13 protein-coding genes and 3 pseudogenes are annotated in these 18,868 nt (G+C 43.0%); 9 read left to right on the forward strand and 7 right to left on the reverse strand.

Annotated features, from left to right (window positions below):
* Window positions 1-41 precede the first annotated feature (41 nt).
* From HUN01_RS29920 to HUN01_RS29930, 3 genes and pseudogenes are all read left to right on the forward strand, one after another.
* Window positions 42-1,856 carry a ShlB/FhaC/HecB family hemolysin secretion/activation protein gene (locus HUN01_RS29920; protein ID WP_181929212.1) on the forward strand — a complete coding sequence of 605 codons (1,815 nt, stop codon included), beginning with the start codon at window positions 42-44 and terminating at the stop codon, window positions 1,854-1,856.
* Window positions 1,857-2,155: 299 nt separating this feature from the next.
* Window positions 2,156-3,525: pseudogene (locus tag HUN01_RS29925) on the forward strand (IS4 family transposase).
* 825 nt (window positions 3,526-4,350) lie between these two features.
* Window positions 4,351-4,605 (forward strand): DUF7219 family protein, encoded by a 255-nt coding sequence (locus HUN01_RS29930; protein WP_181929213.1) that lies wholly within the window; start codon window positions 4,351-4,353, stop codon window positions 4,603-4,605.
* 81 nt (window positions 4,606-4,686) lie between these two features.
* Here the strand turns inward: HUN01_RS29930 and HUN01_RS29935 are convergent, their stop codons facing one another.
* Window positions 4,687-5,718, reverse strand: a complete 1,032-nt coding sequence (locus HUN01_RS29935; RefSeq protein ID WP_181929214.1) for a VOC family protein — start codon at window positions 5,716-5,718, stop codon at window positions 4,687-4,689.
* Window positions 5,719-5,939: 221 nt separating this feature from the next.
* Here HUN01_RS29935 and HUN01_RS29940 point away from each other — a divergent pair, with 221 nt between their 5' ends.
* The 4 genes from HUN01_RS29940 to HUN01_RS29955 all read left to right on the forward strand — a co-directional run bounded on the left by HUN01_RS29940 (window position 5,940) and on the right by HUN01_RS29955 (window position 11,078).
* The gene (locus tag HUN01_RS29940) at window positions 5,940-6,563 is read left to right on the forward strand and encodes a DUF3859 domain-containing protein (RefSeq protein ID WP_181929215.1); all 624 of its coding nucleotides are present in this window, start codon (window positions 5,940-5,942) and stop codon (window positions 6,561-6,563) included.
* A gap of 5 nt (window positions 6,564-6,568) precedes the next feature.
* On the forward strand, window positions 6,569-8,506 hold the full coding sequence (locus tag HUN01_RS29945) for an asparagine synthetase B family protein (protein WP_238845725.1): 1,938 nt from the start codon (window positions 6,569-6,571) through the stop codon (window positions 8,504-8,506).
* Window positions 8,507-9,754 carry a diaminopimelate decarboxylase family protein gene (locus tag HUN01_RS29950; protein ID WP_181929216.1) on the forward strand — a complete coding sequence of 416 codons (1,248 nt, stop codon included), beginning with the start codon at window positions 8,507-8,509 and terminating at the stop codon, window positions 9,752-9,754.
* 64 nt (window positions 9,755-9,818) lie between these two features.
* The gene (locus tag HUN01_RS29955; protein WP_181929217.1) at window positions 9,819-11,078 is read left to right on the forward strand and encodes a toprim domain-containing protein; all 1,260 of its coding nucleotides are present in this window, start codon (window positions 9,819-9,821) and stop codon (window positions 11,076-11,078) included.
* Between the two features lie 296 nt (window positions 11,079-11,374).
* Here the strand turns inward: HUN01_RS29955 and HUN01_RS29960 are convergent.
* Together HUN01_RS29960 and HUN01_RS36445 are read right to left on the reverse strand one after the other, a co-directional pair.
* A pseudogene (locus tag HUN01_RS29960) lies at window positions 11,375-11,497 on the reverse strand (DUF4351 domain-containing protein); the annotation flags it as partial.
* A 92-nt stretch (window positions 11,498-11,589) separates the two neighbouring features.
* Window positions 11,590-11,694: pseudogene (locus tag HUN01_RS36445) on the reverse strand (ATP-binding protein); the annotation flags it as partial.
* 114 nt (window positions 11,695-11,808) lie between these two features.
* Between HUN01_RS36445 and HUN01_RS29965 the strand changes: the two are divergent.
* Complete coding sequence (locus HUN01_RS29965) at window positions 11,809-13,017, forward strand: NupC/NupG family nucleoside CNT transporter (RefSeq protein ID WP_181932872.1); 1,209 nt, start codon at window positions 11,809-11,811, stop codon at window positions 13,015-13,017.
* A gap of 227 nt (window positions 13,018-13,244) precedes the next feature.
* Here the strand turns inward: HUN01_RS29965 and HUN01_RS29970 are convergent, their stop codons facing one another.
* Together HUN01_RS29970 and HUN01_RS29975 are read right to left on the reverse strand one after the other, a co-directional pair.
* Entirely contained in the window at window positions 13,245-14,978 is a 1,734-nt protein-coding gene (locus tag HUN01_RS29970) for an ABC transporter ATP-binding protein (RefSeq protein WP_181929219.1), read from the reverse strand.
* Between the two features lie 152 nt (window positions 14,979-15,130).
* Window positions 15,131-16,345 (reverse strand): lipid-A-disaccharide synthase-related protein, encoded by a 1,215-nt coding sequence (locus tag HUN01_RS29975; protein ID WP_181929220.1) that lies wholly within the window; start codon window positions 16,343-16,345, stop codon window positions 15,131-15,133.
* Window positions 16,346-16,598: 253 nt separating this feature from the next.
* On the opposite strand from HUN01_RS29975, the gene HUN01_RS29980 reads away from it, so the two are divergent.
* On the forward strand, window positions 16,599-16,871 hold the full coding sequence (locus tag HUN01_RS29980; RefSeq protein WP_238845732.1) for a hypothetical protein: 273 nt from the start codon (window positions 16,599-16,601) through the stop codon (window positions 16,869-16,871).
* A 42-nt stretch (window positions 16,872-16,913) separates the two neighbouring features.
* On the opposite strand, the gene HUN01_RS29985 is transcribed toward HUN01_RS29980, so the two are convergent.
* Both HUN01_RS29985 and HUN01_RS29990 read right to left on the reverse strand, forming a co-directional pair.
* On the reverse strand, window positions 16,914-17,465 hold the full coding sequence (locus tag HUN01_RS29985; protein ID WP_181929221.1) for an RNA 2'-phosphotransferase: 552 nt from the start codon (window positions 17,463-17,465) through the stop codon (window positions 16,914-16,916).
* 58 nt (window positions 17,466-17,523) lie between these two features.
* Complete coding sequence (locus HUN01_RS29990) at window positions 17,524-18,840, reverse strand: amino acid permease (protein ID WP_181929222.1); 1,317 nt, start codon at window positions 18,838-18,840, stop codon at window positions 17,524-17,526.
* Window positions 18,841-18,868 lie beyond the last annotated feature (28 nt).

Below are 18,868 nucleotides of genomic sequence, written 5' to 3' on the forward strand. Positions count from 1 at the left end.
AATTACGAATTATTTTAAATAAGGCACCCCACTGAGGATAAATGAGAAAAGAAACAGAAACTAGTGTTAAGCCGAAAGCAATGACTCAGCCAAGAATTGTCTATTTCTCTCATCAGTTAGACACTTGGCGGAGTCTGGCAACTACTACATGGAATAAGCACAGTTTCAGTTTTCAGTGTGGCTTACTAATTCTGCCTGCGCTCTGGATTGTCACTGCAAATGGACTTAGAGCGACAGCAAATAACTTTACAGCAAATTCGGCTGCAAATAGCAGTCAGCCAAAGTTACAAATAGTACAAGAAACAGAACCGAACCCCCAATCATCGCCACCACCAGAAGCACCACAACGCATTCGGGTTCGCAAAATCCAGGTTGTAGATAGCACAGTATTTAACGAAACTGATTTTAATCCAGTAGTGAAACCGTTTGAAGAACGGGACTTGACTTTAGAAGAAATCAGACAAGCCGCAGATGCTATTACCCAGCTTTACCTAAATAAAGGCTATATAAATTCCAGAGCGGTTCCAGACACTCAACAATCTAGTACCGCCGATGGTGTTGTAGTAATTCGGGTAATTGAAGGGCGTTTGACAGAGATTGATATCGAAGGGACGCGGCGATTAAACCCATCTTATATTCGGAGTCGCATTCAACTAGGTGCTGGTATCCCTCTCAATACTGGTAAGCTCGAAGAACAACTGAAACTGTTGCGACTTGATCCCTTATTTACAAATGTGGAAGCACGTCTGCGTCCAACAGGTAAAGTTGGTCAAAGTATTCTCATTGTCAGAGTTGAAGAGGCAAAATCTTTAATTGGTAGCTTGGGTGTAGATAATTATTCGCCTCCCAGTATTGGGGCGGAAAGATTGGGTATTGAATTGCGATCGCGCAATTTAACCGGTATGGGAGATGAGTTAGCAGGCTCATATTACCACACCCTCTCTGGTGGTTCCGATGCCTTTGATTTTAGCTATCAAGTTCCCGTGAACGCCATGAATGGCAAAGTGCAGATTAGAGCAGCATTTAATCGCAACGAAATCACTGAGCCACCCTTTGATGCGCTTGGTATTCGGGCAAATCAGGATCTTTATGAAATCAATTATCGCCAACCATTAATGCGATCGCCCAGAGAAGAATTTGCTCTATCTTTGGGATTTACCTATCAAGATGGTCAAACTTTCCTTTTTGATGATCTTGCAACCCCCTTTGGTATTGGGCCTGATGCCAATGGCGTGAGCCGCACCAGTGTAATTAAATTTGGTCAAGACTATATTAGGCGCGAACCTCAAGGAGCCTGGTTTTTGCGATCGCAATTTAATTTTGGCATAGATATATTAGATGCAACTATCAACAATGACCCCATACCCGATGGTCGCTTTTTCAGTTGGTTGGGACAAGTCCAGCGTGTGCAGCAACTCAGCAACGATCATCTATTGCTGATCCAAGCAGACTTGCAGCTAACACCAGATAGCCTTTTACCTTCCCAGCAATTCGTCATTGGCGGTGGACAGTCAGTCAGGGGATATCGCCAAAATATCCGTTCTGGGGATAATGGATTTCGAGTAGCGATCGAAGATCGGATCACAGTGCAGCGCAATGAATCTGGAATATCCACAATTCAACTTGCGCCATTTCTGGACATGGGAGCCGTCTGGAATAAGTCCAATAATCCCAACCAGCTACCCGATCAGACTTTTTTGGTGGGTGCAGGCTTAGGATTATTATGGAATCAGGCAATGGGAATTGATAATCTGTTTTTGCGGCTCGATTATGGATTTCCATTTATCGATCTGAGCGATCGCGGTAATAACGCTCAGGATGATGGCTTTTACTTTAGCCTCCGCTATCAACCCTAAAAGGATGTTTGAAAAGTATTTTTGGTAACTTCTAAGCCTCTAGAAACCTAACCCCCCTTCCCTACAAGGGAATGCTACATAGCTGAAAAACCCAAGGTTTTACCCACCCTAACCCTCCCCTTGCAAAGGGGCTACGGTGTACACACAAGTCTTTTAGAGTTGCGCCACAGGCTTTTGATCCCCCCAACCCCCCTTAAAAAGCTATCCATTATAAACATCTTTCTTAACAGAAAATTGGACAAAAGCCAGAGATTGTGTATTGTCTATACGAAGAGCCGGAAGCATCGCAAAGTCAGCAAATGGAACAATGGATCACACAGGAACTAGAAAGAACCGAATTAGGTGACACCAGAAGAACCAAACGGTTAATCAAAATAGTCGAAAATTTAAGTGCGAAACCGGAAGCCAGTGTTTTGCAAGCAAGTGAAACATGGGCGCAAACGAAAGCCACCTATGACTTCTGGGATTCACCGTACATCAAACCATCCATGATTAGACAAGGACATATCGATGCGACAGTAGAGCGAATTACCCAACATAGAGTAGTCTTGGCAATACAAGATACCACAGAACTTAACTACACCAGCCACAAAGCTCTATCGGGAACAGGATATCTCGATAGTTCTTATGCCAAAGGGTTAAAAGTCCACTCAGTCTTCACTGTCTCCCCCACAGGGAATACCATTGGGCATCATCGAGCAAGATGTGTGGTCAAGAAACGAAGAAGAACTAGGAAAATCTGAACAAAGGAAACAAAAACCGACAAAAGAAAAAAGAAAGTCAAAGATGGCTTGATGCTTTGAAAAAAACTGACTCAATCATTCCCGAATCAGTACAAGTAGTGACGATTGCTGACCGAGAAGCCGATTTTTATGACTTATTTGCTGATGCTCGTCGTCCTGGGTCAGATTTTCTGATTCGAGCTACTCAAAATCGCTGTCTAGTTGGCAGTGAGCAGCATTTATGGTCAACTTTAGAGTCTGTTGAGTCGGTTGGCACAATGACAGTAGAGGTAAAACGCTCTGCGACTCAAACGCCAAGAACAGCCATCTTGAAGATTCGTCATGCCACAATTACCATTGCACCACCGCAGAATCGCCCCCAAAACAGAACTTCTAGCACCTAGTGACATTGCAGGCTATTTTAGTCACAGAAGTTGAGCCACCACCAGAGATCGAGCCGATTACCTGGTTACTGCTGACTACCTTAGAGATTACCTGTCTGGAAGATGTTCAAACTGTATGTGCGATGGTATAGTTATCGCTGGTTGATTGAACGTTATCACTATGTTTTAAAAAGTGGCTGTGGCATTGAGAAGTTACAACTCGAAACTGCCCACAGAATCGAGATGGCTTTGGCTACCTACAGTATCGTTGCTTGGCGTTTGCTGTGGCTGACTTACTTAGCTCGTTTTCAGCCTGATGCTAGTTGTGAACTAGTTTTAGCCACTCATGAGTGGCAAGTCCTCTACACCACTATTCATCATCAACTTTATCCTCATACTACACCACCGACTCTGGCTCAAGTGGTCAATTGGATTGCTCGACTTGGTGGGTTTTTAGGTCGCAAAAGCGATGGCTCTCCAGGTGTAAAAGTTCTCTGGCGTGGATTAAGTCGATTACATGATCTGGTTGAGGGTTGGCTGCTTTGCCAGTCTTTCAATAATTAATTATTGCTCCATCCTATCGTCGGTTTCTGCGGTGTTTTCCTTCTTCCACTACCGATAATTAGTTTTTTACACCAAAGTTGCCATGCGAAAATTTCACTTTTTCAAACTCTGTTGATTCTCGTGCCCATTTTCTCCTGTCACTTGTGATTTTTTGGCTTCCATCCTTCCCTACATAACTACTCTTTTTTGTCAATGTTCTTATTAAGAAAGATGTTTATAATGGATAGCTTAAAAAGGGGGGCAAAAAGCTCTCAAAGTCCCCCTTTTTAAGGGGGATTTAGGGGGATCAATACACATTTTGCGACCAGCAAAAAGATGTGTGTACACCGAAGTTGCAAAGGGGAGGGAACTAGATTTCTTTTTCCCCCCAATGCATCGGGGGGATTAAGGGGGGTGATTCCACTTGTGTGTACACCGTAGCTTTTGCAAGGGGGGATTAAGGGGGGTAATTTTATTCAGATAAGACCAAAACACTTGTAGAGACGGCGATTTATCGCGTCTCAAAAACCCAAACGTATTGGATTAAGGATGTGAGTCAAAAACCCTTGATTGCTTTCTCATTTCAGTAGATTCAGCAAGCAAAAAGGCATATTGCTTTCTCATTTCGGTAGATTCAGTAAGCAAAAAGTAATTCTACTTACTTAAAATACACTCTGGCTTCATAATTTCAGTGTTTTCCACAGTTAATTACCTTTCCCCGTGCCTTATCCTAAGACTTAATCAAAATATTCACTTCTTCAGGAATTTGAATTTACTGCTGTGTATAGACAACAAAGAGAAAAATTTTAATTTATAAATTAACTAAGAATTACAGAGGACAAACTTATGACACAACCTAATGAACAAGACAAAAACAGCTTTCTTTATCCTCGTAGTCGGTATTATGGTCAATTCCAGCCAGAGAACTTAATGTTTAATGCCAACCTCCAAGAATTTGCCCAAAAAATTAGTTACATCGCTTGCCTAGAAACAGGGGGTAAACTGTCTCAGGAACAGGCTTACCAGCAAATTCAGGCACTTTGGAAACAGTTGAAAAATAGCAAAAAGCAACTAGCTATTGGTGGAAATAAAGAAGTTTAAATTAATGGTATTGGGCATTGGGCATAAGGGATTGGGCATTGGTTGCCCCTCTTGTCCCCCTCACCTCCTTCTACCACTAGTTCACTTACCTTCTAGCAAAGTCCAGAAGTAGCCATCTGGTGCAATAAAGGAGAAACTTGTCTCGCCAAATTCATTACTGATAATGTCTGTAACTTTTTTTGCAGTACTCGACTTGATGCGATCGCAATACTCACGTATTCCCTTAACCCGATAGGTATATAAAGACATACCCAAACTACCTGGTTGAGTAGACTCAAAGCGCGATTCTAAATTAATCTCTTCTGGGAATCGAACGATGTAAAGCCTACCACTACGTGTAGACATCAAATCAAACTTAGAAGAACGAGGATCATCAAAGGTAGTAACAATAAACTTTTCACCAGGGTTAAGGTCAAAAATATCTTTACCTGCTGGCGAAGATTCATAGCTAGTTTCCACATCATCACGCACACGCAGCAAACCCAAAACTTCTTCATAAAACTTCAGGGTTTCTTTGCTGTCATCCTGAACGATGATTCCTATATGCGTAAACTGACTAGTCTTGAGAGGTGCATTCTGGTTAACTTGTCCGTAATGCGGTAGCGTATAGCCAAACCGTTGAAACAAAACCTGTCGCGCTAAGGGTTGCAGTAGCAGCATTTCTCGCACACCAACTGCTGGCTCAATAAAAGGACGGCTTTTTCTCTCTTTGTTGTAGATGACTTCCCAATAAGGGCTAGAGTACCTAATAGGTAAACCTGCTGCCTTTGCATCTTCTATATGATTTAAAATACTTAAAATATCTGTTGTTAAACTTGTTGCCCAGCGATTTCCCTTAATTTTCATTGACGCTGTTCCCAAACCTTCATTAGTGGGGTTTTGCCAAACCATCAGCCGAATCAAACCATGATCTGCATTTTGGTGATAGAGGCGGATTGAGCGTAAAGACGAATTCACCCCATATAATTGATTGGCTACATCTGCGGTTAATTCACCCACTTCACCAATGCGATAGCCAAATTGCTCCCAATACTGAATTGCAGAAATTGGCTCTGGGATGCCGATACAGACTTCATAGATACCTTCAATGGCGGTTTGTTGTTCTTGAGTCATAATGAGTGCTGAGTTTGGAATTAGGAGAGACGCGATGAATCGATTAAGAGAGACGCGATGAATCGCGTCTGTACAAGAGTGAGGAGTAGAGACGCGATTCATTGCGTCTGGGTTTACTCAGAAAGAATCCGAAAAGCAATAACTATATTTTGTAGCTTATGATGTACCTACAAAAATGAGATTTAGCGATCGCAATCAAATTTTTCAACAGGAGTTAAGCTATGGCGCAGCGATTGACTCAAGAGCAATTATCACAAATAGTTACAGAAGTAGAAGGTCTGCAATTGCGTCGGGAAGCGGAACTAGACCAACAGCAGGTTAGAGAAATTTTACAGGAGTTGAATTTACCGCCAGAGTTATTAGATGAAGCGCTGATTCAGTTAAATCGCCGCCAAGCACTAGAGGTACAGCAACGCCGGAATCGATGGATTACCTCTGGAGTGGTGGCAGTTGTAGTGGTTGTTATTGCATCTACAATATTTTTCATGCAGCAGCAAAGTTCTACACTCTCTCGTGTTTCTGCTCAACAAGATCGCATCACCTTGGTACAAGATAGTGGTGGCGACTTAAAGACAATTTCCCGCCAAACCAATCCAGAAGTGTTGTATCGTGTCACCTTAAAGGATGCACCCTTGGGGAAAAAGCTGGCTCTCTCTTGTAATTGGATTGACCCAAGTGGTCAAATAGTCAAGCAAAACAATTATCAAACCCGCGAAATTAATACGTCTGTCTGGGATACCCAGTGTCGTTACACTATTAATCCTGCTGCAACTGTTGGCAATTGGCAGGTGCAGATGTTCCTGGAAGGTCGGCAGATTAGCAATGAAACCTTTGAAGTGAAATAGTCCAGATGGGCAACATCCCGCATCACTTTCTTGGCTATTGGGGTTACGGCGCTCAATACGAGTTGGAAGCACTTTTAACTAGTGTTGTGGAAAACCTCTCTCCAAACCTCTCCCCTACAAGGGGAGAGGCTTTGACTTTTCCCCCTTCCCTTGCAGGGAAGGGGGTTAGGGGGTTAGGTCAGAAAATCTGGAATGTTGTTTATATAGGCATCGATGGAAAGCAACAAAACCAGGACTTACACGCTGAATACCTGAAATCTAGATCCCCCCTAGCCCCCCTTAAAAAGGGGGGAACCTTGAAAGCCCCCTTTTTAAGGGGGTTGGGGGATCTCTTCTCTGTAAGTTCTAAAAATCAAATCGCTGCTATCTCCGCATCAGGATTATCCAGTTCACCCGATGCTTGGGTAAGTCTCCAGGAAAACAACTGCCTAATTTTGGGAAGAGAACCTTTCGGTAAAGTGCCTTTGTATTGGACTCAGCAAGGACAAGTAATCTGGTTTGCATCCCAACTGCAATTACTCTTGCCGATTTTGCAACATTCAGAAGTTAGCATTCCGGGGTTATATGGCTATAGCTGTTTTTCCTACGTTCCCACACCCTTAACTCCTGTTAATGGAGTGTTTGCAGTGACGGCGGGAACTGAATTAGTTTGGCAGAGCGATCGCCAATCAGGTATTCTGCAAACACCTGAATCTAAAAACATCCACTCGTGGCGAGAAGCACCACAACAGTTAACAGATGAAGCTACCGCAATTACCGAATTGCAAACTCTTCTTAAAGACTCAATTGAGCGACAGATTGCCGATTTAAAGGATGAACCTGTTGGGGTGTTTCTCTCTGGCGGACTCGATTCATCAGTGGTGGCGGCGCTGCTGGTACAAGCAGGAGTGAAAGTCCGCGCCTATACTTTAGATTTTGGTGATGCAGGGATTCCAGAATATCCATACGCTGAACAAGTCGCCCAGTTTCTCAAAATTCCGCTGATTAAAGTTGCAGTAACCCCAAGTTCAATTAAGAATGCCCTAATTCCTACTGTAAAAGCATTAGATTTACCTTTTGGAGATGGTGTGTGTGTGCCGTTGTATCTCCTATGTCAGAGGGCGAGTCAGGAAACTCAGGTAATTTTTAATGGTGAAGGTGGAGATCAATTATTTGCTGGTTGGACGAACAAACCTTTAATAGCCGCAGGTGTTTATCAGGCAGAAAATCCCGCCGGAGAGGAAACTTTTATCCAGCAATATCTCCGCACCTTTCACCGTCTTGGGGGATACGAATCTCAAGTTTATCAGCCAGAAGTCTATGCACAGATCCAAAATTTGCATCCCGAAGATTGGCTGTTGGCGGCTCTCGATCGCAATGAGTGTCCATCTTTGCTACATCGCCTCCGCCGTGCTAGTTTGATGCTCAAAGGAGCGCAGAATATCCATCCCCGTGCCACTGCATTGGGGTTTGCTCATGGGTTGTGGGTGCGATCGCCTTTTTGTGACTTACCTTTAGCTGAGTGGACATTCCGCCTACCTGGAGAACTCTGTTTACAAGGAGCTTGTGAAAAATATATCCTCAAACGGGCTGTAGAAAATTGGCTCCCACCGGAAATTGTCTGGCGACAAAAGCGGGGTATGGGGGTTCCCTTAACTTCTTGGTGTTTAAATGATTTTTGGCATCAACTGGGCATCTGGCTCAATCCAGAAGTACTTCGCACTAACAATCACTTTTATCCTCACATTGCGGCCCAAATCGTTGAAGGCAAACTAGGAGCAGCTATTCAAGGGCGTCGAATTGGTGAAACACTCTGGTTACTAATTATGTGGCAACTTTGGCGATCGCACGTTTTAAATGAAGAACTAAGTAAACAGTCTTGGGATCATCCTTTTTGGTTACATCGTGGGCTGTGGAGAAATTACAAGATAATTCGTAATTTGCTGTATCAGGATTCTCGGTAAATGGTATCAAATAATTTAACTCAAAATCGTCTTAATCCCCCATTCTCTAAGGGGCTTGCCCAGGAGTTGCTGAGTATTTATGGTTCTCCACTTTATGTTTATAATGGCGATCGCTTGGGCGAAACTATTGAGCGGATTACCAAAGCAGTCAGTTATTCCCGCACGCAATTTCGTTTTGCTAGTGTTACTAATGGCAACATTGCGCTGTTAAAAATTTTTCGCTCTTTTGGGTGGGGACTTCACGCCAATACCCCAGGAGATATTTATCTGGGATTGCAAGCTGGTTTTGATCCTAGTGAGATTGTTTATAGCGGTAGTAATTTGAATCAAGCTGAGATGCTACAAGTCCTGAATTGGGGAGTTACAACTCTCAATCTGGATAGCCTCGCTCAGTTGCAGTTGTGCTGCGAAGTTTTATCCAAACATAGAGAGAAATCTATTCGCCTTGGTTTACGCCTTAATTTGCCGGAAATTACCGGAGATAGCCGCATTGGTGTACGTCCAGAAGAATTTGGAGATGCGATCGCTTTAACTGCTGAGTTTGGATTAAAGCTGAGTGGTTTACACTTCTATCGAGGGACGGGAACTAACGCTACAGTTGCATTCACCCAGGTCATTGATACAGTCATCGCCACAGCCCAACAGTTACCAGACTGGGAATATCTAGATTTTGGTGGCGGCTTTGGCTACCCATATCATCACAACAAAGCAGCCTTTGACTGGGAAATTTTTGGGGCTGAGTTAACCGAAAGAATTACTCGTTTAGGGCGGGAAATTGATTTAGTGATTGAACCGGGACGAAGTGCGATCGCAGGATGTGCAACTTTGCTTGCTCAAGTTGTTTCTGTGAAATGCCAAGGAGAAAAGCAGATTGTTGGAGTTGATACCACTGTTGCTAATCTTTCAGTCCCATCAGTACACGGCGGCTACCGAGAAATTGTCACCTGGAAGCAAGCAGAGAATCCCCACTCCCTATTCACAACTGATATTTGTGGTAACACCACCTATTCACGAGATTATCTAGGGAAAAATTGCCAACTCCCAGCCTTAGAAATTGGTGATCTCGTTGCCATTCTAGATGTCGGTGCTTACGGTTATGCCATGTCGTCTCACTTTTTACACCGCCCCAAACCCGCGGAAGTCTTGCTAGAAAATGGCACACACCGCTTGATTCGTCAGCGGGAAGACTACAGTGTTTTACTAACAAATCAGATGCTTGATAGTTCCCCCCTTTTTAAGGGGGGTTAGGGGGGATAAAGCCCGATCTCAACCGTATTGACTAACAATTAATAACTAACATCCAACAACAATTATGAAATGTATTAACTGCGGAACTGACAATAAACTCAAAGACCGGACAGCTAACCAAGGTCGGTGTATAAAATGCAATCATCCCTTTGCCTTTGAACCGACTAGTATGAGTAGTATTAAGATTACTGACCCTTTTTTTGCAAAGGCGATCGCTGATATTTCTGCAAATAACACCTTATTTTTTACACCCAAGCAACTGCTTTATTTTCTAGATAATCGTCTCAGATCAAAGTCATTTTCAAGATTTAGCTGGGTCTTTTTATATATCTTTTTTAATATATTTACATTATCTACAATTTTTGGGCCATTGATAGTAAATTTTGTGTTTGCTTGCATATTTTTTAATCGCAGTAGATCAAGTAAGCTCAACAATACAAGTCGCAAATCAAATGCTAAAAATTTACAAATAATCGGTTCAATTATTCTTGTTATAGGAATTTTAATAAGTCTTAACTCAAACTCATTCGGACTATTTGTTATTGTTGTGGTTACAGGAATGCTGTCTATATATTTAGGAACTCGACAGCTAGGGCGAATTGGATTTTTAACACAAGACTTTTTAATTTCACAATCTCAGCTTAAAGATTGGCTAGATCGCTGGCAGCAAATCAATGGTTCAATTCTCAAAATTCTTCCTTCGCCAAAGCAGGAAAATACACCAGCCACGGTTAATCCTGATGTAACGGCTTACAGTTTTGATAGATTAGTCGTTTGTGATAGTGCTAGCATTGCTCAACTATTAATTGCTAACAATTTTCACTTTGAAAATAACTGTGCAATCCTCAGCATTACTGGATATCCCCAAAGCATTTTTGACACCACAATGCAAATGCTGCGCCGCAATCCCGATTTGAAAGTCTATGCAGTACATGATTGCAATCCACGAGGAATTGCTTTAGTTCATAATTTGAAAACCAACGCTAATTGGTTTCTCAATAGCGAGATTACGATTATTGATATCGGACTAACGCCACGTCAAATTATCGCTACTAAACGCGGAATGTTCATTCAATCCTCTCCAGAGTCGGCGCAAGCAGCTAAACAATTGCCTGAAGAAATACGTCAAAGTTTATCTGCTGAAGAATTAGCATGGTTAGAATCTGGAAAGTTTGTGGAATTAGAATCTTTTACTCCCCAAAGAATAATTAAAGTTCTGCAAAAGGGTATTGCTGGCAGTCGAGATTTAGAAAGTGATGACAGTAGCTTGCTTTTAGTAGGCGATACAGGAAATGATATGTACGTAGTTCAAAGTTTTGGTTAGTATTCAACACAGTGAAGATAAAACCAAAAAACTTGTAGAGACGGCGATTTATCGCGTCTCGAAAATCTGTTTAATTTTACAGATTAGATTTATTCAGTTTGTTGGTTTAACCAAGCTTCTAAATCAGAACTAGCTGAAAAGTTTAAGAGGATGTTTTAAAAGTCCTCTTATCGGTATCAAATGTTTTAGATCCCCCTAAATCCCCCTTAAAAAGGGGGACTTTTACTCCGGTTCCCTCCCTTTTTAAGGGGGGTTAGGGGGGATCTAAAGTGCCTAAATTTACAGAGAAATACTTTTCAAACATCCTCTAACAAAGCTTCTCCTAACGTCTCCAATTGTTCAATAGACAATCCTTGAACTCGCTCAATAGTAGATGAATCAATTTCACCAATACGCCGATTTAATAGACGTATAATTAAAGTGCAGGGGGTGCTGCACACGCCCCGAATGACCTCTACACACTCATTGGTAGCCATCTCAGCTTTGGCTACCCACGCCCGGAGAGTTAATTTTAAATCGGAATTTGAATCACAAATTCTGTACCTTCTCCCTGTACAGAATTAACCTCTAGAGTGCCGCCATGTTTTTCGACAATAATTTGACGGGCGATCGCTAAATTCTGATTTACAGCATCAAAACTCTAGTAATTGGCTACAAAACCACAAAAAAATGCAGATTTTGTGTATGCTCTGTGACTAAGTGCCTTAGCAATACCTTTCCAGGAGTCAACATGGAACGCGCCATCTCTGCGTTGGGAATCTTAGTTTTTATCGGTATATCCTACGCCTTCTCTATTAATCGTCGTGCGGTGCGTTGGCGCATAGTGGCATGGGGTTTGGGATTGGAGTTTGCATTTGCACTAGTGATTCTTAAAACTCCTTGGGGTTTGACTGCGTTTAAATCTTTGGGAGATGTTGTCAGCCAATTTTTAGCATTTTCTGATGTCGGTGCAAAATTTGTCTTTGGAGAAAATTTTAAAGATCATTTCTTTGCTTTTCAAGTGCTGCCGACAATTATCTTTTTCTCTGCTTTCATCAGCGTCTTGTATTACTACGGCATTTTGCAGATGGTGGTAAAGGTGATGGCGTGGGTAATGATGAAGACGATGAAAACATCGGGTTCTGAATCTTTATCCTGTGCAGGTAACATCTTTTTGGGCCCAACAGAATCAGTGTTGATGGTTAAGCCTTATGTAGCCAATATGACGCAATCAGAACTCCATGCCGTGATGACTGGTGGTTTTGCCACAATTGCCGGTGGAGTACTAGGGGCATATCTTTCCTTTGGCATCCCAACAGAACACCTGATTGCTGCTTTCTTTATGACTGCTCCCATGTCATTGGTGGTATCAAAATTACTTTACCCAGAAACAGAAGTTTCAGAGACGCTTGGTAAAGCAAAAGCAGATGTAGAAACGAATTATGTAAATGTGATTGATGCTGCTACTACTGGAGCAATTGACGGTGTGAAGCTAGCAGTTAACGTTGGGGTGATGATTATCGCCTTTTTGGGATTATTGGCTGCTCTCAATGCACTTTTGGGATGGTTGGGAGCATTTGTAGGCTTACAGCAACTCTCATTACAGTGGATTTTGTCTTTTGTTATGGCTCCCGTGGCATGGCTAATGGGCGTACCTTGGGCTGATTGTCGGCAAGTTGGGGCATTATTAGGTACAAAGACAATTTTGAATGAGTTTATTGCTTTTTTAGATTTGAAGGCACTAATTGAGAGTGGTAAAATCTCCCAACGTGCAGTAACTATTGCGACTTATGCCTTATGTAATTTTGCGAATATTGGTTCAATTGGCATTACCATTGGCGGCATTGCCGGGATTGCACCAAATCGCCAGCATGACTTAGCTCGCATGGGTGTAAGGTCAATGATTGGCGGATTGTTAGCGGGTTTTATCACCGCTTGTGTTGCTGGGATGTTAACTTGATAAAGCTCTACTTACCGAAGAAGAATTCCCTCTAAGCGTACTCCTACGAAGAAGCAAGCTACGCGCAGCGTCTCGTAGAGAAGCCATGCCGTTCGCGTTAGCGTCTCTGAAAGAGAAGGCTTTACGCTACGCTACCGTGGAGAAGAAAAAATTCTTTCCGTAACTGTTACCCCTGACTTCACTGGCTGGGGTATTCTGAATTCTGAATTCTGAATTCTGACTCCTTCTCATTCATCAGTGTATAGTTGTTGGGCGTAAAAACGGGCATACCGTCCTTCCTGAGACAGGAGTGAGGAGTGGGTACCAGCTTCAACCACCTGTCCTTGTTCGATTACGAGAATGCAGTCAGCCCGACGAACACTGCTCAAGCGATGGGCGATAATAAACACGGTACGGTTTTGCATCACTCGTTCTAGTGCTTCTTGAACTAGTGCTTCTGATTCAGAATCGAGGGCAGAGGTGGCTTCATCGAGGATGAGAATTCGAGGATCGTTGGCAACTGCTCTAGCGATCGCTAATCTTTGGCGTTGTCCTCCTGATAGGTTAACTCCCCGCTCTCCCACCCAGGTATGATAACCCTGGGAAAACTGGGTGATAAAGGAGTGAGCATTGGCAATCTTGGCTGCTTCTTGAATCGCTGATATATCTAATTTTTCCTGACCGTAACCGATATTTTCAGCGATCGTTCCCGAAAAAAGAGTAACATCTTGGGGAACAATGCCAATTTGATGGCGCAAGCTGGTAAGTGTGACATCACGGATATCAATATCATCAACCAGAATTTGACCTTTCTGAGGGTCATAAAAGCGAAGTAAAAGGTTAATTAACGTCGATTTACCTGCTCCAGAAGAACCAACCAAGGCAATGACATCACCAGGAGAAGCGTTCAGGCAGAGATCCTTAAGAACTGGCTGATCGGGATTGTAGGCGAAATCGACATGACGATACTCTACCTTGCCCATAACTCTTGGCATTGCCTGAGCATTTGATTTTTCGCTGATACTAGGCTCCTTCGCCATCAGTTCAAAGATGCGTTCAACAGAAGCTTCAGTCTGTTTGTACTCGTTGTAATTGCTAATCATCAGGTCGATTGGCTGAATCAGTAAAGCCACAGCAGCCAAGAAACTGATAAACCCTTGAGCAGTCAGCTGATTCTGAGAAATCTGCCATCCTCCCAATAAAAACAGCAGCATAATACTAACTGCTTCCAAAAAACCAACAACGGGAAACTGAATAGATTTGAGTTGTAGAGCGCGATACTTAGCTTGGCGATTGATTTCTGCTTCTTTATTGAATCGCTTCACCTCATATTCTTGGGCTGCAAAAGCTTGAACGACGCGAATCCCGCTAAATACTTCAGTTAGCATTGCCGACAAATTGGAAACCTGATTTTGGCTCTGGCGAGATAGTACGAGTAATCGCTGACCAAATTGCCCGATCAACCAAGCCATTAAAGGAGCCAAAATCAAACCCGCAAGAGTGAGCGGCCAATTCAGGTAGAGCATGTAAATGGGAATTGCAATTAACTGCAAAAAATTGGAAAGAAACTGATGGGATAACTTGTCTACAATCTCGCCGACGCGATCGATATCTTCTGTCAGACGATAAGTCAAGTCTCCTGTCTGTGTGGTTTCAAAGTAATCTAATCCAAGTTTGTGCAGGTGAGCATAAACCCGCTTACGCAAGTTTAAAACCATGTTCAGGGCAGCAGCGATCATAAAGACATTCTGCCCGTATTGACAAAGCCCTCGAACCAAAAATACCACAGTGGCTAGTCCGAGCCAGTAGGCAATCCGGTTAACATTTCCCTGGCCAAGATAAAAAGCGACCTGACCTGCTAAATAGGGCACTGCTAGGGTGAATAACACAAATCCTAGAATACAAGCCAATCCCCGAATTAACAGCGGCCATTGGGGCCAGAGATAAGGCAACAGTTGCCAGTAACTAGAGCGGACTTTCATAGGTAAGTAAGAATTCAGGAGTTAGGAGTCAGGAGTTAGGAGTCAGAATTCAGAATTCAGAATTCAGAATTGAGGTGCATTACGGCGTTAGCCTACCACACCATGCTACCCAACCAACCGTGCTGACTCCTGAATTCTGACGAAATTTCTACTCAAGTTTCTCCTAGAGAGTTTAGTAGAAAGCGGGCAATTCTCTCAGATGCGCCGGGTGGGCCAAATCGCTCAGGGCCATTTTCTTTGCACTTAGCCAGGTAGTCTGAATCTTGTAAAGTTTCAACTACTCGTTTCGCTGCTTGCTTGAGAATCTCAGGAGTTGCTGGCTTAGTGCCGATGGTTTGGGCAGAAATACCCAACAGCCGCGTTTGCGCTTCTGCAAATTGATAAGTAAATTGCGGGCCTTCTCCGGGAATCTGGATGATCGGTTTGCCGATCGCTACAGCTAAATCCACTGCCAACCCTGCCATGCCAATGACGAGGGTAGAGTAATACAAGATATCACTGAAGGCATCTGAGTAACATCTCACTTCTACAAGCGGTGATTCCTCAGCAGAACTTCCTGGAGGAGAATAGGTGAGTATGCCTTGATTCAGTTGCCAACCTTGACTTTTAGCAATGTCGTCTAATTGTTCCATCAAATTTGGTACCAAGGCGGCGCGAAACTGGAATCCTGACTCAGGCATCACCTTGGCAATTTCTACCACCAGTTGCAACTGCAAACAGAAATTTCGTGCGGCTTCCGGCATCCGCGATCCTGGTAAAAGTGCGATCGCAGGAACGTCCGGTTTCAGGTACAAGTCTTTGCCAACGGGGACGAGGCGATCTAAAGCCGGAATACCACCAAACTGAGCTTTAGCTATACCTTGCCGCTGGAGATCAGAAGCCGTATAGGAATCTCTGGTAAAAACTGTCAGACATCGAGAAGAATTCAGATCGTGCCACAGCAGCGGATTGATACGCAATTGCCCTTCATAGATGGCAGAAAGACAAGAGATAAACGAAACGAAAGGACGCTTTGTTAAGTAAGCAAATGTCTGGGAGACAAAATCCCCAGTAGCCATAATTAAATCGCAGTTGGGAGCATACTGTAACACCGCTTGTAACTGTCGCCACGTTAACCCAATCAATCCCGATTGAAAATCTTTGAGCAAATAGAGGCGCTTCATGTAAAAGAATCCCCCAGAGGGCATCGTTTGTGTGGGCCCAATAATGGGAATGTCCAAGCTGCGGTAAGCTTTTCCTTCCCCCACAATCGGCATTGCCGCCATCTCAATAGAAGGACACAATTGGCGCAAGGTCTGAATAACGTGAGAGGTGTGGTTGTCCTCTCCGTGGCCGTTACTGATAAACAAGATTCGCTTAGAAGGCATCTTGGGGTCTTGGATAGGTCTAAAATGTTTGTTTGGTGAGATTTTTAACCTACATTGGGTGAGTAGGCAAAAAGATTGATAGTATTTTTACTCTTGAGAGTTTGTAATTTTATAGACAAATCTACAAAGTTTCTTTTTCAGATGTAAACCGAAATGGAATTACTGCTAATCCCTGTTTTTGCAGACGCTAATCTATCAGAGAATACAGTATTAAGAGTACAAGCGCTATGGGTAAATTGCGGCTGGTGAAGATGTGAGCGATATTAACGATGATATGCGGCGATCGCTCACCGGAATTGCCAACAGCAAATTCTACCTATCAGAATTATCACCAGAGCAATATTTTTCTGGCAAACATCCGCGTTTTGGCAAAACCAATCCAGAATTGATGCAAATACCTTTTTGGCAGGTGATGATTTATGAAGGTTGTTCTGCTTATAGCGCACAAAAGACTTTTAAAGATACAGGAAATCGGCAATATCTTGAGCAACTGAGGTACACTCAAATCTTTATTTTACAGAGTTAGTTGCTTTGAAAATGTACTTAAACAGTCCGAGAACCACTATATTCAAATTCCAATTTTTTGTAGATACTCAGGTGGCACATGATCCACTAACCAAACACCATTCGCAGAACAATAGAAGATGTAACCCGCCTGATGCATTGCCGCAGTATTTACAGCAAAAACCACTGGTTTTCCATGTCTTGCACCAACAATCTGTGCTGTTTCTATATCCTTTGATAAATGGACATGATGCCGTGACATTTTGCAAAGTCCTGTTTGCAGAATTGACTCTACAGATTTGTGTCCCGTGCCGTGATAAAGCTCATCTGGGGGAACAACAGGTTCCAATTGTAAATCGACTTTTACACTATGTCCTTGGTTCGCACGAATAAGATTACCTGTAGAATCAAAAGAAAAGCGTTGTTTCTCGTTTAATTCAACTACCACCTGTAATTCCTGACGGGTGAGTGGAAATTTGTTTCTAGCACAAGCACTGAGTAGTTCATCAACAGCAACCCAACCACCGGGAGCAAGTTTAATTCCAATTGCATCCGGTGTGTGTCGTAGATATTTGCTGAGATATTTGCTGATTTTGACGAGGCGAGAATCACTCATTTAATTGTGGTTGGCATATTTATACTACAAATATATACTTTTATATTACATTAAATTTTTATTGATGGTAAATTGACAGAATTTGTCTTCCCATCATGGCTAATGCTACTCCAATCATGACAATGAGTGTCACCTTTCCACCAGGAACCAGTGGTTGATTTATGCTATCTAAGTTTTCTTGTTCTTGACGTTGCTTCCAACTCATTAATGCCGGCATAATTCCACCGAGAACTGAGATACTAAATGTTCCAGTGTAATCTAAGGCAGTAAAAAAGATGCTGGGATTAAGCGTTCCGAGAGTCATAGGAGGGAAAAGAACCAGCGAATAGAGGGGGAAGCGTCTAGAAAGTCCACCTTGTGCAAGGAGAAAAATATCTTTGAACAAATCTAGCAATCCATACACAAATCCAATAAATGATGTTGCGATCGCAAACTCTGAAAAAATGGATACTAGCACTCCTAACCATTCCCCCGCCCCACCTGCTCGGAGAATTTGCAGTGGGTCAAAAACACTTGTACCGTCAGATGCGCTATATAGCATATCGGGACTGACGCTTCCTAAAATTACGGCATTCCACGCCAAGAACATAATTAGAGGAATTACAGAACCAATAAAGATGGACTGGCGAATTTTGCCAGCATCCCCTTCGAGTTGCGTCACAACCAGCGGCACAACGTTTTGAAAAAATAGCGCCACAGACATTACTGAAATGGCACTACCAAGGGCACTCCAGTCCTGAAATACTAGTTGAGTACTCTGAATGTTCCCTCCTGCCAGAAATAATAGTCCTAAGAAGGAAACAATGACAATTCCGACAAAGGCGCTGTTTAATTTCTCAATAAACTTTTCTCGCCCAAGATACATAATCCCACCAAATAAGAGCGTGAAAGTCGTTGTTCCCACCCACGTCGGCAATATCTGCACACCCCAGACTTTTGCCGCCGCAGCTCCTAAAATCTCTCCACCTTTGGTGACGTATGCTACCAAGAGAGCATAGTGCATGAATAAATATGCACTGCCTGCAATTCGCGCTCCCAGCTTACCAAGGATTTTCTCAACAACTCCCAAAAAACCTATACTCGGAAGCCCTTCTGCTCGCATCATGTTTAAAGTAACTTCTGCAACCAGTAACCCTGAAACTAAAGCGTAGAGCCAAACAGCAATTAGTCCAGATGTGGATGGCACAATACCAGACGGCAGGGTAACGGCTGGTAGGGCGAGAATCCCAGCCCCAACGGTAGTTCCCGCAATCAATGCAGTACTTCCCAAGACACTACCCGGTTGGTGATTGAGTTTTTTTCCATCAAATTCGAGATGAGAAAACAACCGAGTGACTTGCTCTGAATCTTGGAGAACAGTCTTTATGGGAACCATACTGAATATCCGTACCTAAACCAAACAA

The sequence above is a fragment of the Nostoc edaphicum CCNP1411 genome (assembly GCF_014023275.1).
GTDB lineage: Bacteria > Cyanobacteriota > Cyanobacteriia > Cyanobacteriales > Nostocaceae > Nostoc > Nostoc edaphicum_A.